The 19955-nt window shown below is 40.7% G+C and carries 17 protein-coding genes; 9 read left to right on the top strand and 8 right to left on the bottom strand.

The annotated features are described in order from the left end of the window. Positions 1–146 precede the first annotated feature (146 nt). Positions 147–2450, bottom strand: coding sequence for a TonB-dependent receptor (locus tag ABWV72_RS15650; RefSeq protein ID WP_216050382.1), 2304 nt, complete (start codon positions 2448–2450; stop codon positions 147–149). A 207-nt stretch (positions 2451–2657) separates the two neighbouring features. On the opposite strand from ABWV72_RS15650, the gene ABWV72_RS15645 reads away from it, so the two are divergent. Continuing rightward, positions 2658–3134, top strand: coding sequence for a MarR family winged helix-turn-helix transcriptional regulator (locus ABWV72_RS15645; protein WP_342807551.1), 477 nt, complete (start codon positions 2658–2660; stop codon positions 3132–3134). A gap of 87 nt (positions 3135–3221) precedes the next feature. Here the strand turns inward: ABWV72_RS15645 and ABWV72_RS15640 are convergent, their stop codons facing one another. Further along, the gene (locus ABWV72_RS15640; protein WP_353371616.1) at positions 3222–5390 is read right to left on the bottom strand and encodes a PQQ-dependent dehydrogenase, methanol/ethanol family; all 2169 of its coding nucleotides are present in this window, start codon (positions 5388–5390) and stop codon (positions 3222–3224) included. Positions 5391–5553: 163 nt separating this feature from the next. Here ABWV72_RS15640 and ABWV72_RS15635 point away from each other — a divergent pair, with 163 nt between their 5' ends. Next, positions 5554–6537 carry an AraC family transcriptional regulator gene (locus tag ABWV72_RS15635; protein ID WP_216050380.1) on the top strand — a complete coding sequence of 328 codons (984 nt, stop codon included), beginning with the start codon at positions 5554–5556 and terminating at the stop codon, positions 6535–6537. 138 nt (positions 6538–6675) lie between these two features. Here ABWV72_RS15635 and ABWV72_RS15630 read toward each other — a convergent pair whose 3' ends face one another. Continuing rightward, positions 6676–8100 carry an aldehyde dehydrogenase family protein gene (locus tag ABWV72_RS15630; RefSeq protein WP_342807547.1) on the bottom strand — a complete coding sequence of 475 codons (1425 nt, stop codon included), beginning with the start codon at positions 8098–8100 and terminating at the stop codon, positions 6676–6678. A gap of 535 nt (positions 8101–8635) precedes the next feature. On the opposite strand from ABWV72_RS15630, the gene ABWV72_RS15625 reads away from it, so the two are divergent. Continuing rightward, a complete protein-coding gene (locus tag ABWV72_RS15625; RefSeq protein WP_342807545.1) occupies positions 8636–9073 on the top strand; it encodes an OsmC family protein in 438 nt (145 codons plus the stop codon). A 50-nt stretch (positions 9074–9123) separates the two neighbouring features. Here the strand turns inward: ABWV72_RS15625 and ABWV72_RS15620 are convergent, their stop codons facing one another. Both ABWV72_RS15620 and ABWV72_RS15615 read right to left on the bottom strand, forming a co-directional pair. Further along, positions 9124–9804, bottom strand: coding sequence for an SDR family oxidoreductase (locus ABWV72_RS15620; RefSeq protein WP_353371613.1), 681 nt, complete (start codon positions 9802–9804; stop codon positions 9124–9126). Between the two features lie 27 nt (positions 9805–9831). Then, positions 9832–10386: a DJ-1/PfpI/YhbO family deglycase/protease gene (locus tag ABWV72_RS15615; protein ID WP_216050376.1), complete on the bottom strand. Its 555-nt coding sequence runs from the start codon at positions 10384–10386 to the stop codon at positions 9832–9834. 397 nt (positions 10387–10783) lie between these two features. On the opposite strand from ABWV72_RS15615, the gene ABWV72_RS15610 reads away from it, so the two are divergent. Beyond that, positions 10784–11386, top strand: coding sequence for a TetR/AcrR family transcriptional regulator (locus ABWV72_RS15610; protein ID WP_303500158.1), 603 nt, complete (start codon positions 10784–10786; stop codon positions 11384–11386). Here ABWV72_RS15610 and ABWV72_RS15605 read toward each other — a convergent pair. Further along, positions 11383–12057: a haloacid dehalogenase type II gene (locus ABWV72_RS15605; RefSeq protein WP_342807540.1), complete on the bottom strand. Its 675-nt coding sequence runs from the start codon at positions 12055–12057 to the stop codon at positions 11383–11385. The two genes, ABWV72_RS15610 and ABWV72_RS15605, sit on opposite strands and share 4 nt — an antisense overlap. A gap of 254 nt (positions 12058–12311) precedes the next feature. Between ABWV72_RS15605 and ABWV72_RS15600 the strand changes: the two genes are divergently transcribed. The 3 genes from ABWV72_RS15600 to ABWV72_RS15590 all read left to right on the top strand — a co-directional run bounded on the left by ABWV72_RS15600 (position 12312) and on the right by ABWV72_RS15590 (position 14924). Next, on the top strand, positions 12312–12866 hold the full coding sequence (locus tag ABWV72_RS15600) for a carboxymuconolactone decarboxylase family protein (protein WP_303500160.1): 555 nt from the start codon (positions 12312–12314) through the stop codon (positions 12864–12866). A 36-nt stretch (positions 12867–12902) separates the two neighbouring features. After that, the gene (gene yghU, locus ABWV72_RS15595; protein ID WP_353371609.1) at positions 12903–13760 is read left to right on the top strand and encodes a glutathione-dependent disulfide-bond oxidoreductase; all 858 of its coding nucleotides are present in this window, start codon (positions 12903–12905) and stop codon (positions 13758–13760) included. A 342-nt stretch (positions 13761–14102) separates the two neighbouring features. After that, positions 14103–14924, top strand: a complete 822-nt coding sequence (locus ABWV72_RS15590; RefSeq protein WP_216050369.1) for a M90 family metallopeptidase — start codon at positions 14103–14105, stop codon at positions 14922–14924. An 86-nt stretch (positions 14925–15010) separates the two neighbouring features. On the opposite strand, the gene ABWV72_RS15585 is transcribed toward ABWV72_RS15590, so the two are convergent. Then, a complete protein-coding gene (locus tag ABWV72_RS15585) occupies positions 15011–16063 on the bottom strand; it encodes a DUF21 domain-containing protein (protein ID WP_216050368.1) in 1053 nt (350 codons plus the stop codon). Positions 16064–16308: 245 nt separating this feature from the next. Between ABWV72_RS15585 and ABWV72_RS15580 the strand changes: the two genes are divergently transcribed. Together ABWV72_RS15580 and ABWV72_RS15575 are read left to right on the top strand one after the other, a co-directional pair. Beyond that, positions 16309–17361, top strand: coding sequence for a class I SAM-dependent methyltransferase (locus ABWV72_RS15580; protein ID WP_342807534.1), 1053 nt, complete (start codon positions 16309–16311; stop codon positions 17359–17361). Positions 17362–17370: 9 nt separating this feature from the next. After that, positions 17371–18156, top strand: a complete 786-nt coding sequence (locus tag ABWV72_RS15575) for an alpha/beta fold hydrolase (protein WP_353371606.1) — start codon at positions 17371–17373, stop codon at positions 18154–18156. Positions 18157–18160: 4 nt separating this feature from the next. Here the strand turns inward: ABWV72_RS15575 and ABWV72_RS15570 are convergent, their stop codons facing one another. Further along, the gene (locus ABWV72_RS15570; RefSeq protein ID WP_353371604.1) at positions 18161–19729 is read right to left on the bottom strand and encodes a winged helix-turn-helix domain-containing tetratricopeptide repeat protein; all 1569 of its coding nucleotides are present in this window, start codon (positions 19727–19729) and stop codon (positions 18161–18163) included. Positions 19730–19955: the final 226 nt, after the last annotated feature.

The raw sequence follows: 19955 nt of genomic DNA, 5'->3' as shown, positions 1-19955 counted from the left end.
TTATTGGCAATTGAGTTCACTTTTTACTAACTACGCTATTATCGGTACAGCAATTAAACTTGCAGTAAGTAGAGGCGCAGTAAGCAAAGAGAAGTATTTGACAGGGTCAAATGCTTCTCTTGTTTTATTGAAGTTGCTTAATTTGCTTAGTAAAAGCTATATCTGAAAGAGGCATACCATTGACGGCCGCGATCTCTGATGATCTCAGTAGTACCTACATTAGACTCATAACCTGCGGTGATATATTTTTCATCGGTTAAGTTCTTAAGCCCAAAGTCCACACCGTAAGTTTCATCTGGTGAACGCCATAAAACTGTCAAATCAACAATGGTGACTTCTGGTGTAATGATGCCATCAGTGTTGTCTGGGTTATTGAAATATTCAGTATGGTAATTTGCACTCAGTCTCGCAGTGACAAGAGAACCATTTTCAAATTCAACATCGCGAGCCAAACTAATGTTACCTGACCATTCTGGAACATGATCAAACTTACTATCAACCGTCACAACAGCTGCCAACGGAGGCTCAACGTCAATATTTGTAAATTTAGCGTCTGTGTATCCTACCGCGGCTTCAATAAACCAGTAGTCAGCAAAAGCTAATTTAGATTCAAGTTCAAATCCTGAAATCTCAGCGCTACCCACATTCGCTTCAAAGAAACCGACAAAACCAGGGTTTTGGGTTCTTACTTGAATATCAGTGTAATCCATTTGGAAAACAGCACCATTGACTGAGAAAGGTTTGTCACTGCTGTCATATTTGAAACCAAGTTCATATGATTCTACATACTCTGGACCGAACGACGGAACCGTATCTAACGCTGGGAATATACGTTGTACAAAACCACCCGAACGGAAACCTTCAGTGTAAGATGTATACACCATTAGCTCGTCTGTTGCTTTGTACGCTAGGTTTACCATAGGCGTGGTTTCTTGCACATCGATTGAATTTAGGCCAAGAGGTAAAAGTAGAAAACCAGGCTCAAGACCAATATTGCTGCTCAATACAACTTGAGTGGGATCGAAGGTTTTTTCTTCATCGGAGTATCTGACACCCACGGTTAAGTCTAACTTTTCAGTAAAACTATAAGTTGCCTGGGCATAAATCGCGGAACTTGTTGTGGTGAAGTCATTATCACTGTCAAAGTTAGCAATCGCGAAATCGTTGATATTACGGTTATTACCTTCCTCATCAAAATAATACAAACCCGTTATCCAGTTCAATTTCTCGTCTTCAGTTGAACCCATTAATTGAATTTCTTGGGTAAACTGCGAGGCTTCAAATGAATCATAAAAATGTACCACTGTTAACGGCGATGCATCCGCATCTCTAGCAAACTCAGCATCTAAATCACGATAAGCGGTAATGGATTTTAACTGTAGGTTGTCATTGATGTCCCAGGTTACTTGTAAATTCGCTCCCCAAGAGGTGGTGTCTGAGTAGGTTGGTGCGGTGCCAAGATTGACACCTTCAGTAGCATATTGGTTGTTGTAACAAATAGGATCGGTAGAAGTGATACCCGCTGGGTAACCACAACTTTCAGCTTGTAATACATTGTTGTAAAAACCTGCGAAAGAACCATCAACTAAGGTACCTGCATCAGCAATTTCGAATGCGGGACCATTCTCGTTTTCTGTGCTGTGGTCAAGAATCAAACTCACTTCTACATCATCCGATGCTTCCCACAGAAGCGAACCACGAAATGCCAACATGTCATCGTCACCCAGATCACCGCCGGCTGGACGACTAACGTAGCCATCTTGGGTTGCACTTAATGCCGAAAAATTACCGAACAAATTATCAGTAAGTGCACCGTTAACTGATACTTTCAGTTTCGCTAACGAATCAGTACCAATAGTGGCATCAACATAACCTTCAAAATCTTCTGTTGGCTTCTTACTGTATAAGGCAACAGCTCCACCCACACTGTTTCGACCAAAAAGAGTTCCTTGTGGGCCACGAAGCACTTCAACTCGGTCAACATCGAGTAAGTCCACGGTAGCGCCAACAGTACGAGCGATGTAAACGCCGTCTACATAAAATCCAACACCGTTATCGATAGTGCCTAAAAAATCACGTTGACCAACACCACGAATATAAACCGTGGCAACAGATGATGAACCACCAGCACCAGGACTATTCTGATAAGTCAGGTTAGGAGTAACACCGCCTATTTCCGATACATTCTCAATTCCTCGAGCTTCTAGGCCGTCACCTGAAAAAGCGGTCAATGACAAAGGAGCTTCTTGCAAACTTTCTTCACGCTTTCTGGCTGTAACTTGAATCTTTTCCATCATTGCACCAATACCAGACTTATTGTCGGCAGCAGTTTCGTCTTCTTGGGCATGTACGGGGGTGATAGCAATAGCAGATACTACAGCTAAAGAAACAGGGAGGCGCGCATTAAATATCGATCGAGTTATTTTATTTAGCTTGCAATTAAGTGACATATTTGTGCTCCGTTGATTATGTTCTAGTTATTCTGCTTATAATTTGTATGAGTTATTACGTTACATATCAAGTAAAAATTCAACGATACTTGTTTTAATTTTAAACGGATCTTTGATTTTTTAAAAAATATGATTGTATTTTACGTTTTTTATCAAGTAATATTGCGAGCATTATTGTGTTAAATTTGTTTATAACTTGTTGAAAATATGAAAAAAAATACGGATAAATTAAATAAATTCAAACCTGCTTCAGAGAGTTTTGAATTCCAGCAATACCCATTTTATTGGCTAATGCGAGTAGGCAGTGCTTATTCCATGCGAATGGAAAAATCCCTTAAGAAACAGGGTATTAACCTTACCGCCTGGCGTATACTTATGATATTGCGAGAAATGGGAACCTTGAGTGTTAGTGAAGTTGCTACCCACGCTGTAGCAAAAACACCGACGATTACCAGAGCCACTTATAATCTCCAAGAAAAAGAGCTTGTTATTATCCGCACTAGCAAAAATGACGGAAGAGTCTCTATTGTTGAGTTAACTGAAAAAGGTAAAACCGTCATTGCCAATATCATCGAAAACTCACAAAAACTATTCGACAACATTTATGATGGTTTCACAGCTCAACAAATCGAGACGTTTAACAGCACTCTTCAGAAACTCTTCCTCAATCTAGACGAAGCTTAGTTAAACTCGCTTTTACCATTACACTGTCGGTTAACCGCACATATCAATGTGCAGTTAACCAACGGGTTAACTGGTTCACTTCTTAGGCTAATTCACACTTTCTTCGGCCAACTTATCATGGGCTCGTTTGATGACGTACGCGCGTATCGCTTCAGCATCACTTTCTTCCAGAACTTGCTTAAATGACACCATGCCTTTCGATGATAATGCACCACCGAGCACGACACTTTTCCAAGCTTCTTTGTTCAAGTTGAAAGGGCTGTAACGTAAATCCGGCAAAACACCACCAGACACTACTGTATCTCCATGACAATTGAAACAAAATTGTTGATAGGTTGCTCTACCGTGATCCACGATATCTTTTGAAGCGGTTTGTGGCGGAGGATTAAGCTCCCGTTTTACCACGGTTAAGGGAGGAAGTTGTTGGTCTCCTCCAAGCTTAAATACTAATACCCTATTTACTTTATTGGCAGCAGAGTCTGCCACAGCTTCACCAAGCAATAATGGCATAATACCACCCCACCCTGCCAATATCGCAACATATTGTTGGCCGTCTATTGCGTAGGTGACGGGTGCTGCAACAATCCCGGTTTGTGCATTGAACGACCATAACTGTTCACCAGTTTTGGCATTGTACGCATTAAAATTGCCTATTCCGTTACCTTGAAATAGTAACCCACCCGCTGTAGACAACGCGCCACCATTCCAAGAAACGGTATGCTCAACAGACCAAGCAGCTTGTTGTTTAACCGGATCCCATGCCAATAAATAGCCCTTTAACATGGCTTTAATGGCTTTGCGAATATTCACGTCCTCTGGCATTGCTCCGGCGACCCCATCAATACCAAGGTTCACCCCAATAGGATTATGCTGAAAATTTGGATCGCTTTGAAAATTAAACGGCAGATCCATGGCTGGAATGTACACTAACCCCGTATCAGGACTGTAACTCATCGAATGCCAGCTATGTCCACCAAATGGACTTGGTAAGCCCATAAAGTTTTGTTGTTTATAGTGAGCACCTTCCACCACTGCCGGCCTTCCTGTTTCCTTATCGACGTGGGTTGCCCAACTGACGTTAACAAAAGGCTCTGCAGACAACAGCTCACCGGTTTGCCGATCCAATACATAGAAAAAGCCATTTTTAGGCGCTTGCATAATCACTTTACGTAATTTGCCTTCAATTTCTATATCAGCCAATACCATTTGTTGTGCTGCGGTGTAATCCCAACTGTCACCAGGTGTTGTTTGGTAGTGCCAAACATACTCACCGGTGTCTGGACGAACCGCGACTATCGACGATAGAAAAAGATTATCGCCTCCTTGTGGACTGCGAATATTTTGATTCCAAGGAGAGCCATTACCTACACCTATGTACAGTAAATCGAGTTCAGGATCATACGACATAGAATCCCAAACTGTTCCACCACCACCTAGCTTCCACCATTCACCTGTCCAGGTTTTTGCCGCCATTTCTAAAATAGGGTTTTCAAATGGCTTCGCTGGATCACCGGGTACAGTGTAGAATCGCCAATTCTGTGCACCGGTTTGTGCGTCATAGGCCGACACAAATCCACGTACGCCAAACTCGCCACCACCATTGCCAATAATGACATTGCCTTTCACTACTCGAGGAGCTCCAGTAATGGAGTAAGGTATGTCGGTTGGCGTGGTTTGTACTTCCCAAACAAGCGTTCCGTCTTTGGCATTTACCGCCACAAGCCTGCCATCAAGTGTGCCCGCGTAAACTTTATCACCATATACTGCTACGCCACGATTAACCACGTCACAACATAAGTTTACTGCCCACTCAGGTGGCACTTTAGGGTCATATTTCCACAATAAACTACCAGTTTTAGCATCTAGAGCGTATATACGACTCCAGTTTCCGGTAATATACATAACGCCATCGACAACTATGGGGGTGGCTTCTAAACCGCGAGTCCCATCTAAATCAAAATCCCATTGAAGTCCTAATTTCGCAATATTGTTAAGGTTTATCTCGGCTAAAGAACTGTAACGTTGTTCTTTGTAGGTGCCGCCATGGGACAACCAATTCTGTGGTTCAGAATCGGCATTGACTAATCTCTCATCTGTTAACCCAACCGTTAACTGACTTTGAGACTCTGCTTTGCGCTGGGGTGTTGGTTGAATTTCTTGTTTTGGACTATCGCAACCGTAAATGCTAATAGTGCTGATCATTAGTAAACATATTTTTATTGTTGATGAGTATTTTTTAAGTAATACGCTACTCATATAGGCCCCTTTAAATGAGATTCTTATTATTAGTAGCAAAACAGTAAATGATTAATTTACTACCCACTATCCCAATTCGCGCTCAACTATCCGATTTTGATAACAATTGACAGCAAAGAAACAATGGCGTAAAAAAAACAGGACGAATAAAAGAAGAAAACATATGAAGCCAATTTTGCCCTTGAATCAGTTTTCTCGGTTTTCGTCGAAAAATGTAGATGAAACCCTAAGAGATGTGACTAATATTTTTTGTCCTCACCAGTTTGAGCTATTAGGCAATGCTGGTTCATTTTCAGCGCAAGTTAATGAGGCTAAATTTGCACATTCAGCACTTGTCTATATTACCTATGGTACCGCAGTCACCATTAAAACTGAGCAATTAGGCAGTTGTTTTCTCATTCAAGTTCCGTGGCAAGGCCGTGCTGAGGTAGCGGTGAAAGACCAGAAAACCCTTGTTCAACCAGGTATTGCCAGTGTTGTGTCACCAAACCAAGCCATGAACATGCGTTGGTCAAATGATTGTAGCTTCTTTACTGTTCGATTAGACAAGCAAAAAGTCGAACAAACACTGACTCAATTATTAGGTCATGAACTGCAAGCGCCATTAATCTTTGATGCTAAATTTGATCTAAATACATATGAAGGTAAAAGTTGGATGAATGCCGTCAATTTTGCCAGACGTCAGTTAGAACTTCCGCTGTCCCCTATGGTTGCTGCTCCCTTATTACAGCAAATTGAAGACACCCTATGTTTAATGTTACTGCAACTGCCGCATCATAACTATCGGGATAGATTGCGCGGTGGGAGCGATAACGTGACACCAAGGTCAGTCAAACGTGCTAGAGACTACATACACGACAACATCCATCTTGATATTTCTCTTGAACAACTGGCCATGGTGACTGGGGTTGTGCCCTCTACCTTGAACAAACATTTTAGCCATTTCATTGGACAGTCACCGATGAAATATGTACGTGGACAAAAATTATTAGCGGTACATGAGGTATTACGCTCTTCGGATCAGGATGTAAATGTGACTGATGTAGCCATTAAATATGGTTTTAACCATTTAGGCAGATTCGCCCATTATTATAAATTACGATTTGGCGAACGGCCCTCAGACACTTTGAATAAGTCTAAGGGATAAGATTGTAACGACCCTTATTTCTGCGGGTAATGGAATACTGGATAAAATGCCGATAGGCAACAGAATAAGGATAGCCTAAGAAACTTAAGCTATCCTTACAACGACTATTAAATGACTGTGTTGTGCTTTAGGCGATGCCTAGAGTTTACTCACTTTTATGGTTTGCACTGATGTGTACTCTTCTAGCCCCAGCTGGCCAAATTCAACTCCAAGACCCGATTGTTTGACACCACCAAAAGGAGCATCAGGTTGAACGTTGCCGTGTTCGTTAATCCATACCGAACCAGTCTCCAAGCGTGATGCAAGAGAATGGGCTAATTCAGTGTCAGATGACCAAATTGAGCCACCAAGACCAAATTGATTATCGTTGGCCATTTTGATCGCCTCATCAATATTTGAATACTTAATAACGGGGATCACTGGTCCAAATTGTTCTTCATCAACTAAACGAGAACCATTAGATATATCAGCAATAATGGTAGGTGGGAAAAAGTACCCCTCTCCTTCTCTTACCTTGCCACCAGCCAAAAGTGTGGCGCCATTGGCAATGGCATCTTCGGTAAGCTCAATCACTTTATCTAATTGTGCTTTATTTTGTACAGGACCAAATTCAATCCCTTCTTCCATGCCGTTACCAACTTTCACCTTATTAGCCAGCTCAACTAGTGCATTGCAAACATCTTCGTAAATAGATTCATGCACATATAGACGTTTTAGACAGGCACAGGTTTGACCATTATTATGGAAACAGGACAAAAACAAGTTATGCGCAATAGCGTTAACATCCACGTCAGGTAAAACAATACCGGCGTCATTGCCCCCTAATTCCAGCGTTAAACGCTTTAGGTTGCTAGAAGCTAAACTCATTATTTTTTTACCTGTAGGTGTAGAACCAGTGAATACTATTTTATTGATGTCTGGATGAGCTGAAATGGCATTGCCAACATCTGCATCACCGGTAATAACGTTGAGCACACCCGGCGGCAAAACCGTATTGGCTAATTCCACAAATCGCATAGTAGCAACAGGCGTTAGAGGTGAGGGTTTGATTATCACCGTATTACCGGTTTTTAACGCAGGGATCACATGCCAAATAGCGATCAGTAATGGCCAGTTCCACGGTGTGATGGATGCCACTACACCTAATGGTTTTCTATGTACTTCGATTCTGGCCTCGTCATTATCTTGTATCACTTGCAGCGGCGAAGAAAAACTGCAGGTAGCTTGAATCCAGGCCATAGAACCACCCACTTCCATGCCTGATCCTATCCCACCAAAACCATTAAACGGCTTGCCATTTTCCTGCGTAATCAATGCCATAATTTCCGGCATATGACTTTCAAGTAAGCCAACCAAAGCATTCATTTTTTCAATTCTGGCTTCTTCTGGTAGCTGACTCCAACTAGGAAACGCATTTTTTGCTGCAACAACAGCCTCATTAACTGTGCTTTCATCGCCTAAAGCACAAGTTGCAAACGGCACGCCTAAAGCAGGGTTAATAACATCGAAAGTCTTCCCAGATGTGTAGCTTTTCCCATTTATCGTCATGTTAAATTGTTGCATATATTTATCCTTATTATTTTTATCAAGCAAAATCAGATGTTCTCAATACGTCAAGCTACCTGATCTTGGAAAATAAATAAACATTAAATTTCACGTTATATTTCACCTTAATAGTTACGATTCTTTTCAACAATTAACAAATTACCTAGATTTTTTATTACTAAACATACCGCTAAGCGTCAGAAATGAAGGCGTAAAAAATCACTAGCAAGCCAATTTAAAAACCCTAGTCTAATCGATTATTTATTTGAAATTGCCTCATAAGAATGTGAGGACTTAGCAGCGAACTGAGACACGATAAAAGCTGACTGACAACCCATGGCACAAACTAAACACAGTTTCTGCAACTTTTACTCTATGTCGTGAATATATTGCAGGTAATTAACAGAAAAATGCCCGTGCCCCCTTATATATCGCTATCCATTAACTGGAATAAGGCTTGCTTAGTTCTATGGGTGTCACACCAGTATAAAGATACTGAGTGCAAAAACGCTTATGAGGAAATCATAAATAAACACCAATTAAGGAGAATTAGATGGCGATTGTTAAATGGGCTACAGCAAAATACGACGGGCTTGGAAAAGACGGTAAAGGCCACGTTTCAATGGAATCAGGTGCTTTACATGATCATCCCTACGGATTTAATACTCGATTTGAGGATAAGAACGGTACTAATCCAGAAGAACAGATCGCAGCGGCCCACGCATCATGCTTCACCATGGCACTTTCTATGGGGTTATCAGAACAAGGATACAAGAAAGGTAGATTGGAAACTAAGGCCGCTATCACCTTAGTAAAAGACGATGACGGATTTTCTGTCACCAAATCAGAAATAACTTTAGATGCTCAAGTACCTGGCATGAGCGGAGCAGATTTTGAAAAGGCGGCGGTTGAGGCAAAGTTAAACTGCCCGATATCAAAATTATTAGCCTGTGATGTAACCTTGGATATTACTTCGTTTCAGGGCAATTAATTCGTCTCATTTGATCATAAAAAAGGTAGCCCCCTTGGGCTACCTTTTTTTTACTTGGTTGGCATCAAGCAAACTTCTCTTATGTCACAACGGGGGTTTGCTGAAATAGCATAAAGTACCGCATCTGCAACATCACTAGGAGCTAATTTATCAGGCTTGGCTTCATCAAAGAATGGCGTATTAACCATACCTGGGCAAATAGTCGTACAGCGCCCGTTCCATTCAGCCATTTCCGCCGCTAGATTTTGCCCAAATCCGTAAGCAAACCATTTAGAAGCACCGTATACTGAGCCTTTGAGGGTGATTTTACCTGCAATCGAACTAGTAATGATAAAGTGTCCTTGAGTTTTTCGTAAATAAGGTAAACTTGTTTTGGCTGTAAATAATAAGGCATTAATATTTACATCCAACATTGTTTTCCAGTCCTGTGGATCGCCTTTTTCAATGCCCGCGGCCTTAGAGCCAGTGCCTGCATTGGCAAAAACCACATCTAAGCGACCAAATTTTTCAATTGCTTGGGAAACCACAACTTCAATTTCTGAAAGATTAGTGACATCGGCTTTAACAGGCAAAACTCGTTCTTTTCCCAAGTTTTCAGCAATATCATTTAATTTATCGATACTTCGCGCGGTTATCACTGCCTTATGACCAGCTTTAACCACTTTTTCAGTGGTTGCAGCACCGATGCCACTAGACGCTCCGGTAATCAATACCACTTTTTCTTCGCTCATACAGTTACTCCTTAATTTCAGTCAACCTTAACTTACTAATTGTTCAGTAATCGCTTCGATGAAAGCAGGGATATCATTCGGGTTTCGACTGGTGATTAGTTTACCATCCACCACAACCTTGCCATCTTGCCAGTTTGCTTGTGCATTTTTTAGATCGGTTTTAATGCTGGGATAAGAAGTGACTTTTTTGCCTTTAATAATATCAGCCTCAGCCAGTAGCCAAGGTCCGTGGCAAATAGCAGCAATTGCCTTAATTTGAATTTCATCATTGGCTGATTTAATGAAATCAACGACTTTAGCATCGGTACGAAGAATATCTGGATTGATTTGCCCGCCCGGAATAATAACTGCGTCATAGTCTTCAAGATTGGCTTGCTCAATTTGTTTGTCGACTTTAATCGTTTCGCCCCAATCTTTTTCGTTCCACCCGCGTATTGTCTGATTACCGTTAATTGAAATGACGTGGGTTATTGCTCCCCTTGCTTCGAGCTCGTTTTTGGGGTCTAGCAATTCACTTTGTTCAAAACCATCAGTTGCAATAATGGCAAGTGTTTTGGTGTTTAACATTGTATTGTTTGACATATTTCCTCCAATTACTTTGTCTAATTATCAAACAAAGATTCCGCCGTTAACACAGAAGCTCTGCCGAATAAAAGCATGAAGGTGCAACAGCCATACCAAAACAAAACGTTCTGCCTATCCTAGTAAAAACAATGGGTTGGAGAAACAATAACAGCTAGCAGAGAATCACAAGCAGGTTATTTCTGTCGATTATTAGACAACCTTTGTAAGATTTTCACGATCTTAGGTTAATCGACAAGTTCAGCAAAAAGTCTATTAGACTTGATAACTGAGGGAGCAATTTATTCTTATAGATTAGGCTAATAATCCCCTTAATAATCACTAATGTTGTTTAACTCTTCAATTTTCCGTACCGAGTGGTATAATAAGCCTCCAATAATTTTCCTAGGTGGTTATCATGACAAGCGGTCGTAAACGAGAATTTGACGCTGACAAAGCGCTAGATGCCGCCATGCATGTTTTTTGGCAAAAAGGTTACGTTGGTGCATCACTAATGGACTTAATTGATAGTATGGGCATCAGCAAACCAAGCATGTATCGTGCATTTGGCAATAAGGAATCATTGTTCGTCAAAACCACTCAACGTTATATTGAAACGAAGATGAAAACACACCTCAAACTATTATTTGAGGAAGGTATTCCGCTGAAACAACGACTTAAAAACCACATGATGTCTATTGTGGATATGCAGTGCAGTTCCGAACAGGCCAAGGGTTGCTATTTAGTGTTATGCCAATCTGAATTGGTAAGTGGCGTGATCCCTAAAGAGGCAGAACAAATCCTGATTGAAGCCGAAGCAATGCCAATGCAACTTTACACTGATTTGTTTAACAACGATCCAGAAGCCATCAAATTAGGTTTAAATCACAGTGCACACACCAACAGTCTTAGCCTGTATACAATGTTAAAAGGAACAGCTTCAATGGCACGTTCAGGCATCAGCAAGGCAGAGCTTGAACGCTCAATAGATAACATTCTTACGGGAATAGGTCTGCATTAATCAGATAAGTCTAAGCGACCCATTAATTCATCTAGGTGGTTTATTTCAACGTCAGGTTCAATTCCCCAAGGGTCAAAGACCGCACTTTCACTGCGTTTTACCCACGCTGCCTTTAGACCATGTGATTTAGCTCCTATTACGTCAAATGGATTGCTTGAGATTAACCACGTACACTCAGATTTAGCGTCAATTCTATCTAATAAATGTTGGTATATTGCTGGATTGGGTTTAAAGGTATTTATTTCATCGGCAGTTACCACCTCGCTGAAATAATCGGAAATATTGGCATTGTTAAGCAGCCCATGAACCGAATTTGACTCACCATTGGAAAATGCAATTAATCGATATTTTTGGGCCAATTTGGGTAATGCAGTTTCAACATCACTGAACGCTGGTAAAAAACTATAACTATCTAAAAGTTGCTGTTTTTGGGTTTCTGTCAAACTGACTTTCAATGAATCACAAGTGAAATTCAATGCATCTTTGGTACAAACAGAAAAGTGCACATAACGCTGCATCAGTCCTCGTCTAAATGAATACTCTAATTGCTTCGATCGCCAAGTATCAGAAAATATCTGAGCTTGATTTCCAACCAAATCAGTTAGTAAATCCAGCACACCTTGGGTGTCTATCAAAGTACCGTAAACATCAAATGCGATATTAATTTTCATTCTTTCCTGCCAGTTTTTTAGTGAATGATTTAGCCACTTAAATCTATTTAGGACTACAAGGTAAAACCCATAAATAAACAATCTACGAATCTGTGTTGACTTTATCGTACCGGTCGGTACAATGCAAACCAATTGAATTGTACCAATCGGTACAAAAAGTACTGATAGGTAGAAACATTCTAGATTAGCATTCATTTAATCACTAAAGCTGAGATGAATGAGCACTAAAATTAACCATAATTGAAGGAAATAACATGACTACATTAACTATCCATACAATTGAATCCGCGCCAGCAGACAGTAAACCATTATTGGAAAATTCGGTAAAAGGATTTGGCATGTTGCCTAACCTGCACGCTGTATTAGCAAGTTCTCCGCAAACACTAGAGGCTTACCAGCGTTTACATCAATTATTCATGGACACTTCTTTTGATGCTGAAGAACTGACTGTTGTTTGGCAGGCTATTAATGTAGAGCACGGTTGTAGCTATTGCGTACCTGCCCACACCTTTATTGCAAACTCAATGAAAGTATCATCTGTTTTAACTGAAGCTTTGCGTAATCAAGAACCTATGCCTACTGCTAAGTTACAAGCGTTGTTTGATACAACCATCACCATTGTGCGTAATCGTGGAATTGTATCTCAAGCAGATTTAGACAAATTCTACGCCGCGGGTTACGGTGAACAGCAAGTGTTAGAAATTATATTGGCTTTGTCTCAAAAAGTGATTAGTAATTACACTAACCATATCGCAAGCACGCCAGTAGACAAACCTTTTGAAAAATTTGCTTGGTCTAAAAAAGCGTAATTTAAAATAGTAGATTTCACGATAGGAGTGATGACAATGGACAAACAATACACACCACCGGACATTTGGACTCATGATGCTGAAAGTGGCGGTAAATGGGCAAGTATCAATCGCCCAGTGTCAGGCGCGACACACGAAAAAGCACTGCCCCTTGGTAAACATCCATTACAGCTATACTCAATGGGTACACCCAATGGTCAAAAAATCACTATCATGTTGGAAGAGTTGTTAGCATTAGGCAAAGATGCCGAATACGATGCGCATATGATCAAGATCGGTGAGGGTGATCAATTTTCATCTGGTTTTGTGGCACTCAACCCTAACTCCAAAATACCAGTGTTGGTAGATCACTCCTATGATGAAGCCTTGCCAATTTTTGAATCAGCTTCCATTTTAGTGTACTTAGCAGAAAAATTTGACGTTTTACTGCCTAAAGAAATTGTTAAACGTACCCATGTGATGAATTGGTTATTATGGTTGCATGGCTCTGCGCCCTATTTAGGTGGCGGTTTTGGACATTTCTATAGCTATGCTCCAGAGAGATACGAATATCCGATCAATCGTTTTACGATGGAAATCAAACGACAATTAGATGTGTTAGATAAACAACTCGCAAACAATGAGTTTCTCGCTGGAGATGAATTAAGTATTGCCGATATAGCGACTTGGCCTTGGTATGGCAATCTTGTATTAGGCAACCTCTACGATGCCAAAGATTTCCTACAAGTCGACGATTATAAGCACGTACAACGTTGGGCAAAGGCTATGTTAACGCGCCCTTCCGTTCAGCGTGGCCGTATTGTAAATCGTAACTGGGGGGAAGCTTGGGAACAGCTTGAAAACCGTCACAATGCTGAAGATATAGATAACGTCTTAAAGTTACAACCCGCGTAATAGTCCACCTAATAAACGCGAACTGCTCTAAGGCCAAACAAGGTGAAAATTGTTTGGCCTTTTTAATGCTGTTTGTTTTAAGCAATGATAATGGCACCATTAGGTTTTATTAAAATACCTTGGAACTCACTGACACCGCGAAGAACCACATTGCAAAAATAGATTTAAAATTTATGTCTAAATGAATTAAGCGCGAGCCTGTCAGTCAAAAAAACTATTCAATAAAAAGTCTCACAATATACCGTCACCTCAGGTTTTGAAAAGAATAGAAGTTTAGTCAATGCTTGAAAAGCGCTTAGCTAATACCTATTTAACAATCAATACGATTTTTAAAAGATACTCATGCTGCCTATTTTATTACCGTTGTTAGTCGGTGCTGTAATCATTGCCTTCATCATAGGCAAACCCTATTGGCGTGAATTCAAACGAAAAAGAATGAATCGTGTGCCATTCCCAAAGGCATGGCGAAAAGTCCTGCAGCAACGAATGCCCTATTTCAGAAAAATGCCTGCGGACTTACAATTGCAGCTAAAACAGCACATCCAAGTGTTTTTATCGGAAAAAAACTTTGTCGGTTGCAATGGTGTTGTTATTACCGATGAAATTAGAGTTACTATTGCTGCCCAAGCCTGTTTACTTTTACTCAACCGGAAAACTGACTATTATCCGAAACTGCGAACTATTTTAGTCTATCCAAGTGCTTTCGCTAAACAACAGCAAAGTAGAAGTTCAGACGGCGTGCACTTCACTCAAAATGTCGCTATGTCCGGAGAATCTTGGGGATTTGGGAAAATTGTATTGTCGTGGCAAGATACCCTTGATGGAGCATATTTACCTGATGATGGCCACAATGTGGTGATTCATGAATTTGCACATCAACTAGACCAAGAGGACGGTTTAGCCGACGGCGCGCCAATTTTAGGTAAAGATCAAAATTATGCAAGTTGGGCCGATGTTTTTTCTGATCAATTTGAACAATTGAAACAGCATGCTAAAACTGGAACCCATTCAATTTTTGATTACTATGGGGCCACCAATCCCGCCGAATTTTTTGCAGTGGCAAGCGAAGTGTTTTTTGAAAAATCCAAGCAACTTAAGCATGAACATCCAAAGCTTTATCAACAATTAAGATTGTTCTATCGTGTTGATCCTAGCCTTTGGTAAACAATATGGTTCTAGCTTCTTTATAATTGTTATTTGATCATTAAAAAACACAAAATGAGTCAAATAAACAGGCCGACGAGTGACAATCACATTGCTTTTTGCTGTTGTAAATCGAGAGAGTCGTAAAGTCCGATACCTTTGAGCAGTCGTCCTAAAATGTCAGCACCTGTCACTATTCTCTTTTGATCTGCCCAAAGAAGTATAAGATCTTGCTTAAGGGGCGCATCTGAGTGTAGATCTTCTTCGGCTTTCATTAATGTTAGTACCGCACCAAGCCGTGTTTTAGGATCTTTTAGAATCACCGGTTTATAACAATACAAAAATGGGTCAATTACCTTGCCATCCGCACAAAATACACTGCGTAAATAGGCATCGGAATCAAGTACAAAAACAGGATAGTTATCACTATTGGTGACCACAATCCACTGATGTGCAATGGATGACAATTTATGGGCAAACTGTTTTTGCATCAGTTCAGGAGCGAGGTCACCTGCGAAAAAAACAGGCTTATGCTCGACAATATCAGCACAAATAATACTTTGTTCAGATAGCACTTCCCCTTCTTCAGATACCGGCACATCATCAAGGGCAAGAAAATTAAGTGCGCCAATTCCTTCGATAACATCAACGTCTGAATCCTCTGCATCAATATGTTTATGCAATAATTGACGCAGTTCACGTTCACGAAAGTACTGAACACTTTCTTTACCGAGCCATAAATCAAGAATCAACGCGCTTGGCTTAGCAATAATATATAAAACGAACTGGTAAACACGTAAAACGGGCGTCAACATCGATGCCATTCGTAATGCATTTCTGGAAAAATACGCCTGCGGTGCTATTTCTCCCCCAATTGTAATGACAACAGTGCTAAACAGAAAGGCGACAAGACCTGCCATCACAGAATTAGACAGAAGTGTTAGCAATACGTTGATACCAACATTCCCCCACAGAATCGTTGTTAGCAAAAAATTGGAATCTTTACGTAAGCACAAAATTGTTGCCGCAGCGGTATTACCGTTAGCTACCTCAATCTCAAGACGCAAACGACTGATGCTAAAGTAGGCAAGGTTTAAACCTGAAAAAATAGCCGATTGTACCAAGCAAAAAATAATTCCGAACCAGATTAGATAGTCCATTGTTTGGCACCTTAATATCTACATAGCGGATAATTTCAGTATAACCTCTTAGTACTAAAGCTGAAGCTGTGTTCAACAGTATTTATACTGTTTATCAACCCCAAAACACTGTTAACTGCCCTTTCCATCGATTCTTCATAAAATGATCAGCTGATCTTCAAGTTTGCCAATTGCCATTAACCTAATCTAGTTAGGTGATTTCAACACAATAAAATTTTTAACTTAACCAAATAAGGAAAGCAAAAATGCAAACTACTGAAGAATTTGCAGGTCAAGTGGTTACCGATGTGAGCGCCACTTTGTCGGGTGTAATGACAAGTTTAGGTCATAAATTGGGATTATATGAAGCTATGGCTTACTCAGGGCCATATACTTCCATAAGCCTTTCAGAAAAACTTGGATTGGCAGAACGTTATGTTCGGGAGTGGCTTAATAACCAAGTGGCTGGACAATATATTGTTTATGACAAGACGAATAAAACCTATCAACTTCCCGATGCACATGTACCAGTTCTCGCAGACCCTGAGAGTCCTGTTTTTTTAGTACCTGCCCTTGAAGTTGCAGCGTCTCTTTGGCATGACGAAGACTTACTTAAAAATGTATTTAAAACAGGTGAAGGCATTTCATGGGGTGCTCATCATCATCGTTTATTCTGTGGCAGCGAATCACTTTTCCGACCAGGTTATAAGTCTTTTTTAATAAATGATTGGTTGTCGGCAATGGATGGCGTCATTACCAAGTTGCAAGAAGGTGCTTTGGTTGCTGATGTTGGCTGTGGCCATGGTGCATCAACAATAGTCATGGCGAATGCATTTCGTCAATCGAAGTTCTATGGCTTTGATAACCATTTGGAATCTATCAAAACAGCAACGGATAGAGCTTCATCTGAGCCTGCTCAGTCCAATACGTTTTTTGAAACTATCGATGCTCAGTCATATCCATCAATCGGGTTTGATTTGATTTGTTTCATGGATTGTTTACATGATATGGGTGACCCTGTTGGCGCGGCTCAACACGCATTAAAATCACTAAAACCTGGGGCCAGTTTGTTGTTAGTTGAACCGGCTGCAGGTGATGCTGTAGAAGAAAATATTAATCCAGTCAGTCGCTTGTACTACGCCGCATCAACGGCAGTGTGCACTCCCTGTTCACTTTCTCAAGATGTTGGGCTGGCTTTAGGTGCGCAAGCTGGCCAAAAACGTTTGTCAGAAGTCCTTGAAGAAGCCGGTTTTGTGAATGTGAAAAAAATCGCTGACACGCCATTTAATATTGTTATTCAAGCAAATCGTCCGGATTAAACAGTAAAAATGGCGAAAACTAAAATTCCCAAAAACCTTAACTCCCGTCCCATTATTGCGCTGCATGGGACGGCGAGCACAGGACAGCAGTGGCAGTCCTTGCGAAAAGCGTATTCTGGCTATCGTGAGGTTATCTCGCCTAATCTACCGGGTTACGGCTGTCAGTTCAGCCCACCTAGTGTGGGGTTGACGGCCCGTTTGCAACCTATGTTGAACGACTTTATTCAGTTAAATCACCCTGTCCATTTAGTAGGGCATTCGTTTGGTGGTGCACTCGCGTTGCGACTAGCTGAAATCTTCCCCAGTAAGTGTTTGAGTGTCACAGTCTATGAACCAACATCACTTGACGTATTTCGCCAAGCAACAGATCAAAAGGGGGTTCAATTGTTAAATGAAATACAGACACTGGCAACCAAGGTTTCCAAGGCCTCACATTTGCAGGCCATGGCATTATTCATTAACTTTTGGATGGGTAAGGAACATTGGCAAAGGTTACGAAGTGAAGCTCAACAACAGCTTGCTCAATATGCAACAATTACCGCCCAAGACTTTAAAGATGGCTTATTTGAAGTTGAATATCCTTCTGAATATCAACCTTACTCAGGTCCTGTAAGACTGATATTTGGTGATAAAACAGTGGAGATAGCAAAACACATGAGTCATCTACTGGCGGGGAAACTGCCAAATGCTTCTCTGCTTAAGTTAAATGGTTTAGGGCATATGGGGCCTATCCAAAATCCGGCTGCAGTCAACCAAGCAATTATGCAGCATGTTGAGGGAATTCATCGCAATTAACATTTTATAGGTTATGCTTGTTCAGTGCCTGATTTATCCGTTCGCGAGTGACTCCTTGGGTAAATGGAAGTACCCTAAAAAAATAATCATGGGCCAGATCTGGCCTTTTCTTTTTGGCTCTAGCTGCCCAGAAAGCGGCTTCTTTTTCATGTCCAGCTAACGAGTTAGCTACAGTTGCTAAAATATCCATCAAAAATAAAGCGCCGGGTTGCCTAACCGCATGATTAGCCCAGATTCGCGCATTTTCATAATCTCCAGAAGAAATATATGAGAATGCCCTAACACCATAAAATCCATATAAAAACGGATCTAATGGGCTGAGCTCTATAGCTTGGGAAGCATCTTGCTTTGCATCGTTAGCATTATTAGACATCACAGAAGCTAAGCCATGGGAATAATACGCTTGCGCAAAATTGGGGTTAATTGAAAGCGAACGTTCTAGCCAAGGCAAACTATCTTCAGGCCCCTCACTCAACCAAAAACAACGGCCCATGGCAAAATTAGCAAATGCATCTAGAGGATCAAGTTCAATGCTTCGCTGCGCACTTCTTTTCGCCTCAACGGCTTCAAGAACTGGATCGCATCCAGAATATCGATTAAATACATTTTGATACTGACAACTCGACAAACCTGCGTAAGCCCTAGAGAACATAGGTTCTAATTTAATTGCCCGAGTAAACAAGCTAATGGCTTTCTCATTATCTAGCTGGGTAAAACGATAGAGGTGAGCCATGCCTAAATGATACGCCGCCCAAGCATCCAAATTTTCAATCGGTGAAAGTTGTGCAATTTGCGCTTCATTAGTCGATATTTGTACTTCTAATGTTGCCACTGCTTTATTGACAATATCTGTACGCATTTGATGAATATCATCTAGCTTGCCTTCTATTCGCTCAATCCAAATCACGTCTTGGCTTAGCAAATTACTCAGCTCTATGGTCAACGTCAGTTTTTTGTTCACCCTTTCTATGCAACCTGAAAGACAATATTTTGCCCCCGTATGTGAAACTATGGTGTCACTTTGAACATCGGAACTAAATTGAAATGAACTTGCTCTGGAGATAACTTTCAACCAACGCAAACGTGATAAACCTAAAATGATGTCGATTACAAATCCTTCAGGCAATATGGCGAATTCATTTGAAGATTGAATACAGGTAAAGGGCAACACGATAATCGATGGTTTACGGTCTTGAATGGAGGCAGTGTCTATTTCTTGCTGATGTGGCTTTACAGAATCAGTCGCTAGTTCAGTTTGAAAATCTAAGGTGGAAATATCCCCGACAAAACGAAATCCGCGACCGTGTATTGTTTTTATCAGTTTTTGGGCGGAACCATCATCACCGATGGCCTTTCTGGTAGATTTAATGCGGCTTGATACCACCGAGTCTGACAGTGGTTTACCTTGCCAAATTAAGTCAATAAGTTGATCTTTACTTAAAACTCTATGGCGATTTTCGATTAACACTTGTAGTAAACAGAATACCTGTGGCTCAACGGCAATCACAACGTCTCTGCACCTGAGTTCTACTTTTTCAGTATCTAATTGATAGTTATTAAATTGATAGATCATCCCCCTCTCCTTAGGTTCGCCGATTTACTAATTATAATCCATAAATATTAGCCAATGGTTTTAATCTAATGGGGTAGAAAAAGAATGTCCAATGAATCCTAATCGCGCGGAAATTTAACATTGATTTAGGATAAATAAAGCCTGTTCAATAGACAAATAAAATCAGCTAGCGTATCTGATTCGTAACTCTATTGCTCACATAATCAATATCCAGTCACTTTGATTA

The organism is Aliiglaciecola sp. NS0011-25 (assembly GCF_040370605.1).
GTDB lineage: Bacteria > Pseudomonadota > Gammaproteobacteria > Enterobacterales > Alteromonadaceae > Aliiglaciecola > Aliiglaciecola lipolytica_A.
Note: the sequence above shows the minus strand (reverse complement) of the source record. Positions and strands in the feature narration are given on the sequence as shown.